This window comes from Azospirillum sp. UFLA03-27, assembly GCF_059803775.1.
On record NZ_JAUQTX010000312.1, the window covers coordinates 1 to 6,533 of the forward strand.

Genomic DNA, 6,533 nt, shown 5'->3' on the forward strand with positions numbered 1-6,533 from the left:
GTTATAGTCTCGTGGGCTCGGAGATGTGTATAAGAGACAGGGCAGGAACCATGTGCACAGCGCCCCGCCCTGCTCGGGCCGCTGCTCCAGAGCGGCCAGCGGGTTCATGCGCTTGCCCTTGGCGATGACCATGCGGCAGCCGGCGGCCAGCGCGACGCGCGCCGCGACGATCTTGGTCACCATGCCGCCGGAGCTGTAGCCGGGCGGCGGCTCGCCCGCCATGTTCTCGATGTCGGAGGTCAGTTCCTGGACCACCGGGATGTGCCGGGCGTCGGGGTCCTTGCGCGGGTCGGCGGTGTAGAGGCCGTCGATGTCCGACAGCAGGACCAGCGTGTCGGCGCTGATCATCTGGGCGACGCGGGCGGCCAGACGGTCGTTGTCGCCGAAGCGGATCTCCGCGGTGGCGACCGTGTCGTTCTCATTGATGACCGGGACGGCGCCCAGTTTCAGCAGCGTGTCGATGGTGGCGCGGCCGTTGAGGTGGCGGCGGCGTTCCTCGGTGTCTTCCAGAGTCACCAGCACCTGGGCGACGGTCAGGCCGTGGCGGGCCAGCGTCTCCTGATAGGCGGCGGCGAGCCGGATCTGGCCGGTGGCAGCGGCGGCCTGCTTCTCCTCCAGCCGCAGGGCGCGCCCGACGAGGCCGAGATGCTCGCGCCCGCAGGCGACGGCGCCGGAGGTGACGATCACCACCTCCTGGCCGCGCTTGCGGCAGGCCGCCACGTCGTCGGCCAGCGCGTCCAGCCACTCGCGGCGCATCCGGCCGGTGGCGCTGTCGACGAGCAGGGCGGAGCCGATCTTGACGACCAGCCGCCGCGCGTCGAGCAACGTGGGGAGCAGGGAGGAGGTATCAGCCTTTGGCGTTGTCGTCGCCGTTGCCGCTGTGCTCGGTGTCGTCACCGTCATCGTCGCCTTCATCGTCCCAGTCGTCTCCGTCCGAGTCGTCCCCGGCCGCGTCCTCATCCGAGTCGTCTTCGGGGAGATCGTCGTACTCGCCCGTCTCCTCGTTCCAGCCCGCATACTCGTCGTCCATCTTCTGGCCGACCGGGGGCCGGGGGATGGAGCGCGTGACCGGAGCCTGGATGACGTCGGGCTCCTCTTCCTTGGACTGTTTGATGAGCGTGAGCAAGCGGTAAAGCACCGCCTGGACGCCCTGGCCGGTGGCGCCGGACAGAACCATCACCTCCGCACCCGACGCCGCCTCCAGCGCGGCCTTCTTCTCCGCGACCTCCTCGTCGAGCAGGGCGTCGGCCTTGTTCAGGCCGATGATCTCCAGCTTGTCGGCGAGGTTGCCGCCATAGGCGACCAGCTCGTTGCGGATGGTGGTGTAGGACTGGACCACGTCCTCCGCCGTGCCGTCGATCAGGTGCAGCAGCACGCGGGTGCGCTCCACATGGCCGAGGAAGCGGTCGCCCAGCCCGTGCCCCTCGTGAGCGCCTTCGATCAGGCCGGGGATGTCGGCGATGACGAACTCCTCGTCACCCGCGCGGACGACGCCCAGGTTGGGGGCCAGCGTGGTGAAGGGGTAGTCGGCGATCTTCGGGCGCGCCGCGGTGGTCGCGGCCAGGAAGGTGGACTTGCCGGCGTTGGGCAGGCCGAGCAGGCCGGTGTCGGCGATCAGCTTCAGCCGCAGCCAGACCCAGCGCTCCTCGCCCGGCCAGCCGGGGTGCGACTTGCGCGGGGCGCGGTTGGTCGGGGTCTTGTAATGGGCGTTGCCGAAGCCGCCGTCGCCGCCCTTCAGGATGACGACGCGCTGGCCGGGTTCCGTCAGGTCGAGCAGGACGGTCTCCTGATCCTCGTCCAGGATCTGGGTGCCGACCGGCACGCGCAGGACCACGTCCTCGCCCCTGGCGCCGTTGCGGTTGGCGCCCATGCCGTGGTTGCCGCGCTGCGCCTTGAAATGCTGCTTGTAACGGTAATCGATCAGCGTGTTGAGGCCGTTCACGACCTCGATCACGACGTCGCCGCCACGGCCGCCGTTGCCGCCGTCCGGTCCGCCATACTCGATGAACTTCTCGCGGCGGAAGGCAATGGCGCCGGGGCCGCCGTCGCCGCTTTTCAGATACACCTTGGCTTGATCGAGGAACTTCATCGGGGACCGTGCCGGCCAATCTACCGTTTGCGCACCGTCCTCCAACCGAGGGAAGGGGGCGGTGACCACCACATCAACAAAAGAAAATCGGGGGCCGGTTGCCCGAACCCCCGATTTATCCGATTACACCGTACGGGCCGGACGAGATTACTCGGCCGCGACCGCCGGGACCTCCGCCGCCAGGATGGCGACGTAGGTGCGCCCCTGGGCGCTGCGCTTGAAGGCCACGGTGCCGTTCGCCTTGGCGAACAGGGTGTGGTCCTTGCCGATGCCGACGTTCTCACCGGGGTGGAACTTCGTGCCGCGCTGGCGGACGATGATGTTGCCGGCGACGACGTTCTCGCCACCGAAACGCTTCACGCCGAGGCGGCGGCCAGCGGAATCGCGGCCGTTGCGCGAGGAGCCGCCTGCTTTTTTATGGGCCATGGGGAGTTACTCCTGTGACTGGTCGGCGGCCGTTCAGGCGGCGCCGTTGATCCCGGTGATGCGCAGGACGGTCAGGTCCTGGCGGTGGCCGTTCTTACGGCGGTAGTTCTGGCGGCGCTTCTTCTTGAAGACGATGATCTTCGGACCGCGATCCTGGGCGACGATCTCGGCGGTCACAGCAGCGCCGGCAACCGTCGGGGTGCCAAGGGTGGTGCTGCCGCCGTCGCTGACCATCAGCACGTCGTTGAGCGTGATGGAAGCGCCGGCCTCGGCCTCGAGCTTCTCAACGCGGATCACGTCGCCATTGGCGACCTTGTACTGCTTGCCGCCGGTGCGGATCACTGCAAACATCGTCGTCACTGCCTATCTCAAAACAAACGGAAGGGCCGCTCGCCCACCGTTTGAGGTGCAAGCCCGTTCGTGAGAGCGGGGATTTAACCGATGGGCCACCGGGAGTCAACAGTCATGGTGGCATTTTCCCGTTCATTTTCCTGCAAACAAGGGCTTGCATCCCCCCAGGCTTTTGGGTAGGTTCCGCGCCACCCCGGAAACGGGGCAGCGGATGGGTGGCAGAGCGGTTGAATGCACCGCACTCGAAATGCGGCATACCCGCGAGGGTATCGGGAGTTCGAATCTCCCCCCATCCGCCACTCTCATTCGAGCGAATGCTCAAACGAAGAAGCCTTCCCGGTCGGGAAGGCTTTTTTCGTTTCCGGGCTCCGGAGCCCTTTAGGCGTCCTTGAGCATCGCCAGCGCCGCCTCGAACAGCAGGCTGCCCGGTTCGGCGAAGCGGTCGACCACGCTGAAATGGTCGGCGCCCGGCTCCACGATCTCCCGCACCGCGTTGCCCTGCGCGGCCCAGGCCAGGGCGTAGTCGGCCTGCTGGCGGTGCATCGCGTCGGTCTCAAGGCCGCCCAGCGCCGGCATCAGCAGCGGGGCCGGGGCGGGAACGGCGTGGATCGGGCTCAGCCGCCGCGCCGAGTCGGGATCGAGCCGCAGCTGCTCGTTCACCTCGAAGCCGAGCATCGGCTCCAGGTCGTAGAGGCCGCTGATCGGGATGCCGCCGGCCACGCGGTCCCGATTCTCCGAAACCAGCTTCGCCGTCAGGTGGCCCCCCGCCGAATGGCCGGACACCACCACCCGCCGCGGGTCGCCGCCGAAGCTGGCCGCGTTGGCGATCACCCAATCCAGCCCGGCCTGGGCGTGGCCGCACAGTTCGTCCATCGTTACGTCCGGGCACAGGCCGTAGCCGAGCAGGACGACCGCCACCCCGCGCTCCACATAGGGTGCGGCGATGAAGGAATGCAGGTCCTTCGACAGGGCCCGCCAGTAGCCGCCATGGATGAAGACCAGCACCGGCGCGCCCTCTCCGGCGGGGAAGACGTCGGCGCGCTGGCGCGGGTGCGGGCCGGTGGGAATGTCATAGCGCCCGCCGAGCCGGGCGCGCACCGCCTCGCTCTCCGCCTGCCAGCGGGCGAAATAGGCCGGGTGCTCCGGCACCAGCTTGCGGAAATTGTATTGGCGGTCGATCTCGGCGGCGGTCAACTTTTGTGACTGGGGGCCGCCAAACAGGGCTTCAGACGCCAAGATAGCGCTCCTTCAACGTGGGGTCGGCCAGCAGGGCGGCGGAGCTGCCGGACCACACCAGCCGCCCCTTCTCGATGACGTGATGGCGGTCGGCCAGGGCGGCGAGGGCGTGCACGTTCTTGTCCACCACCAGGATCGCCTGCCCCTCGTCCTTCAGGCGGGCGAGGCAGTCCCAGATCTCCTGCCGGACCAGCGGGGCCAGCCCCTCCGTCGCCTCGTCGAGGATCAGCAGCTTCGGGTTGGTCATCAGGGCGCGCCCGACGGCGAGCATCTGCTGCTCCCCGCCCGACAGGTTGCGGGCGAGGTTGCCGGCGCGCTCGGCCAGCCGGGGGAACAGGGCGTGGACCCGCTCCACCGTCCAGGGATCGCGCCGCCCGAAGCGGTTGGCGGCGGTGGCGATCAGGTTCTCGCGCACGGTCAGGGTGGGGAAGACCTGCCTCCCCTCCGGCACCAGGGCGATGCCGGCCCGCGCGATTCGGTGCGGCGGGCGGCCCGCGATCTCCGCGCCCTCGAAGGCGATGGTGCCGCCGGTCGGCGCCACGAGGCCCATGATGGCCTTGATGGTCGTGGTCTTGCCCATGCCGTTGCGGCCCATCAGCGTCACCGCCTCCCCGGCGTCGACGGACAGCTCCATGCCGAACAGCGCCTGGCTGGAGCCGTAGGCGGCGGTCAGGTTGGCGACGCGCAGCATCAGGCGACCTCCAACTCGTCGCCCAGATAGGCCTCGCGCACCGCCGGGTCGTTGCGGATCTGCTCCGGGGTGCCGCTGGCGAGGTCCTTGCCGCGCACCAGCACGGTGATGCGGTCGGCCAGCGCGAAGACGGCGTCCATGTCGTGCTCCACCAGCAGGATCGTCACTCCGCCCTTCAACTCCCGCAGCAGCTCGACCATGCGGGCGGAGTCCTCCGGCCCCATGCCGGCCATCGGCTCGTCGAGCAGCAGCAGCCGCGGCCCGGTGGCCAGGGCCATCGCCAGTTCGAGCTGCCGCTTCTCGCCATGGGCCAGAGCGTCGGCGCGGGTGTCGGCGCGCGCGCCCAGCCCAACCCGCTCCAGCACGGCGCGGGCGGGGTCTGCCAGTCGACGGTCGCGCCCGGCGTCGCGCCAGAAGCGGAAGCTGTGCCCGGCGTGGGCCTGCACCGCCAGCGCCACGTTGTCGAGCGCCGTGAAGCTGGGGAAGATCGAGGTGATCTGGAAGCTGCGCGCCAGCCCGCGCTGCGCCCGCTTGTGCACGGGCAGGCGGGTCACGTCGCGCCCGTCGAACAGGATGGTCCCGGAATCGGGGGTCAGTTCCCCCGACAGCTGGCCGATGAGTGTGGTCTTGCCGGCCCCGTTCGGGCCGATCAAGGCGTGCAGTTCCCCCTCCGCGACGGACAGCGAGAGGCCATCGGTGGCGGCCAGCCCGCCGAAGCGCTTGACCAGCGAGTCGGTGCTCAGCAGGGGGGGGCTCGATAGCGGGCGGCTCATGGGCGCCTCCCCGCGACGACGCCCCACAATCCTTTGCGGGCATACAGCACCAGAAGGATCAGCACCGGCCCCAGCACGATCTTCCAATGCTCGCCCAGCCCGGCGTGGGCAAGGTCCATCAGCTCCGGCACGAACTCCTCCAGCAGCAGGAGGGCGGCGGCACCCAGCACCGGACCGATCAGCGTGCCGATGCCGCCCAGCACGACCATCACGATCAGGTCGCCCGAGCGGCTCCAATGCAGATACTGCGGCCCGACGAACATGGTGGCGTTGGCGAGCAGCGCCCCGGCCAGCCCGGCCAGCGCCCCGGCGATGACGAAGGCGACGAGCTTGTAGCGGGTGACCGGGTAGCCGAGCGCGGCCATCCGCCGCTCGTTGTCCTTGGCGCCGCGGATGACCCGCCCGAAGCGGGAGTTGACCAGCCGCCAGCCCAGCGCCAAGGCCGCCACCAGAAGCCCCAGCACCACGTAATAGAAGGTGGTGTGATCGGTGATGTTCAGCGGGGCGGGCAGGGTGGAGCGGCTCCACAGCGCGATGCCGTCGTCCCCGCCATAGGCCTTCAGCCCGGTCATCAGATAGAAGAGCATCTGGGCGAAGGCCAGCGTGATCATGATGAAGGGCACGCCGGTGGTGCGCAGCGAGATCGCCCCCACCGGCAGCGCCGCCAGCGCCCCGGCCAGCATGGCCAGCGGCCAGACGATCAGCCCGTTCACCGTGCCGGGAAAGCCGAACAGCGTCGATCCGTCCGACTGGTGCGCGAACAGGATGCCGACGGCATAGCCGCCGATCCCGACGAAGGCGGCGTGGCCGAAGCTGACCATCCCGCCGAAGCCCAGGATCAGGTCGAGGCTGACCGCCGCCAGGGCGAAGACCAGGATGCGCGTCGCCAGCCGCACGTAGAAGGGTTCCCCCATCCAGTCGGCGACCTGTCTCTTATACACATCTGACGCTGCCGACGATTATACGC

Annotated in this window: 8 protein-coding genes and 1 tRNA gene; 1 reads left to right on the forward strand and 8 read right to left on the reverse strand. The window is 69.2% G+C overall.

The genetic code is table 11. The annotated features are described in order from the left end of the window. The 4 genes from proB to rplU all read right to left on the reverse strand — a co-directional run. The coding region (proB, locus tag Q4I23_RS29090) for a glutamate 5-kinase (protein WP_498528521.1) at nucleotides 1–915 on the reverse strand (915 nt) is incomplete at its 3' end. After that, the gene (obgE, locus tag Q4I23_RS29095; protein ID WP_454018857.1) at nucleotides 848–2,089 is read right to left on the reverse strand and encodes a GTPase ObgE; all 1,242 of its coding nucleotides are present in this window, start codon (nucleotides 2,087–2,089) and stop codon (nucleotides 848–850) included. The genes obgE and proB, both read right to left, overlap by 68 nt. Before the next feature lie 147 nt (nucleotides 2,090–2,236). Next, nucleotides 2,237–2,515 (reverse strand): 50S ribosomal protein L27, encoded by a 279-nt coding sequence (gene rpmA, locus Q4I23_RS29100; protein WP_145625067.1) that lies wholly within the window; start codon nucleotides 2,513–2,515, stop codon nucleotides 2,237–2,239. Between the two features lie 33 nt (nucleotides 2,516–2,548). Continuing rightward, nucleotides 2,549–2,866 carry a 50S ribosomal protein L21 gene (gene rplU / locus Q4I23_RS29105; RefSeq protein WP_014239459.1) on the reverse strand — a complete coding sequence of 106 codons (318 nt, stop codon included), beginning with the start codon at nucleotides 2,864–2,866 and terminating at the stop codon, nucleotides 2,549–2,551. 209 nt (nucleotides 2,867–3,075) lie between these two features. On the opposite strand from rplU, the gene Q4I23_RS29110 reads away from it, so the two are divergent. Next, nucleotides 3,076–3,165, forward strand: a tRNA-Ser gene (locus Q4I23_RS29110). 79 nt (nucleotides 3,166–3,244) lie between these two features. On the opposite strand, the gene Q4I23_RS29115 is transcribed toward Q4I23_RS29110, so the two are convergent. The 4 genes from Q4I23_RS29115 to Q4I23_RS29130 are packed head-to-tail and all read right to left on the reverse strand — an operon-like array spanning nucleotide 3,245 to nucleotide 6,507. Further along, nucleotides 3,245–4,102: an alpha/beta hydrolase gene (locus Q4I23_RS29115; protein ID WP_498528522.1), complete on the reverse strand. Its 858-nt coding sequence runs from the start codon at nucleotides 4,100–4,102 to the stop codon at nucleotides 3,245–3,247. Then, nucleotides 4,092–4,793 (reverse strand): ABC transporter ATP-binding protein, encoded by a 702-nt coding sequence (locus Q4I23_RS29120; RefSeq protein ID WP_454018860.1) that lies wholly within the window; start codon nucleotides 4,791–4,793, stop codon nucleotides 4,092–4,094. The genes Q4I23_RS29115 and Q4I23_RS29120 overlap by 11 nt, the downstream gene beginning before the upstream one ends. Then, on the reverse strand, nucleotides 4,793–5,566 hold the full coding sequence (locus tag Q4I23_RS29125; RefSeq protein WP_454018861.1) for an ABC transporter ATP-binding protein: 774 nt from the start codon (nucleotides 5,564–5,566) through the stop codon (nucleotides 4,793–4,795). Before Q4I23_RS29125 ends, Q4I23_RS29120 begins: the two co-directional genes overlap by 1 nt. Beyond that, nucleotides 5,563–6,507: a branched-chain amino acid ABC transporter permease gene (locus tag Q4I23_RS29130; RefSeq protein WP_498528523.1), complete on the reverse strand. Its 945-nt coding sequence runs from the start codon at nucleotides 6,505–6,507 to the stop codon at nucleotides 5,563–5,565. The genes Q4I23_RS29125 and Q4I23_RS29130 overlap by 4 nt, the downstream gene beginning before the upstream one ends. Nucleotides 6,508–6,533 lie beyond the last annotated feature (26 nt).

What these genes read in the sequence shown, in the direction of transcription:
- obgE (WP_454018857.1), bottom strand. Translation starts at nt 2,089, where the DNA reads ATGAAGTTCCTCGATCAAGCCAAGGTGTATCTGAAAAGCGGCGACGGC.
- rpmA (WP_145625067.1), bottom strand. Translation starts at nt 2,515, where the DNA reads ATGGCCCATAAAAAAGCAGGCGGCTCCTCGCGCAACGGCCGCGATTCC.
- rplU (WP_014239459.1), bottom strand. Translation starts at nt 2,866, where the DNA reads ATGTTTGCAGTGATCCGCACCGGCGGCAAGCAGTACAAGGTCGCCAAT.
- Q4I23_RS29120 (WP_454018860.1), bottom strand. Translation starts at nt 4,793, where the DNA reads ATGCTGCGCGTCGCCAACCTGACCGCCGCCTACGGCTCCAGCCAGGCG.
- Q4I23_RS29125 (WP_454018861.1), bottom strand. Translation starts at nt 5,566, where the DNA reads ATGAGCCGCCCGCTATCGAGCCCCCCCCTGCTGAGCACCGACTCGCTG.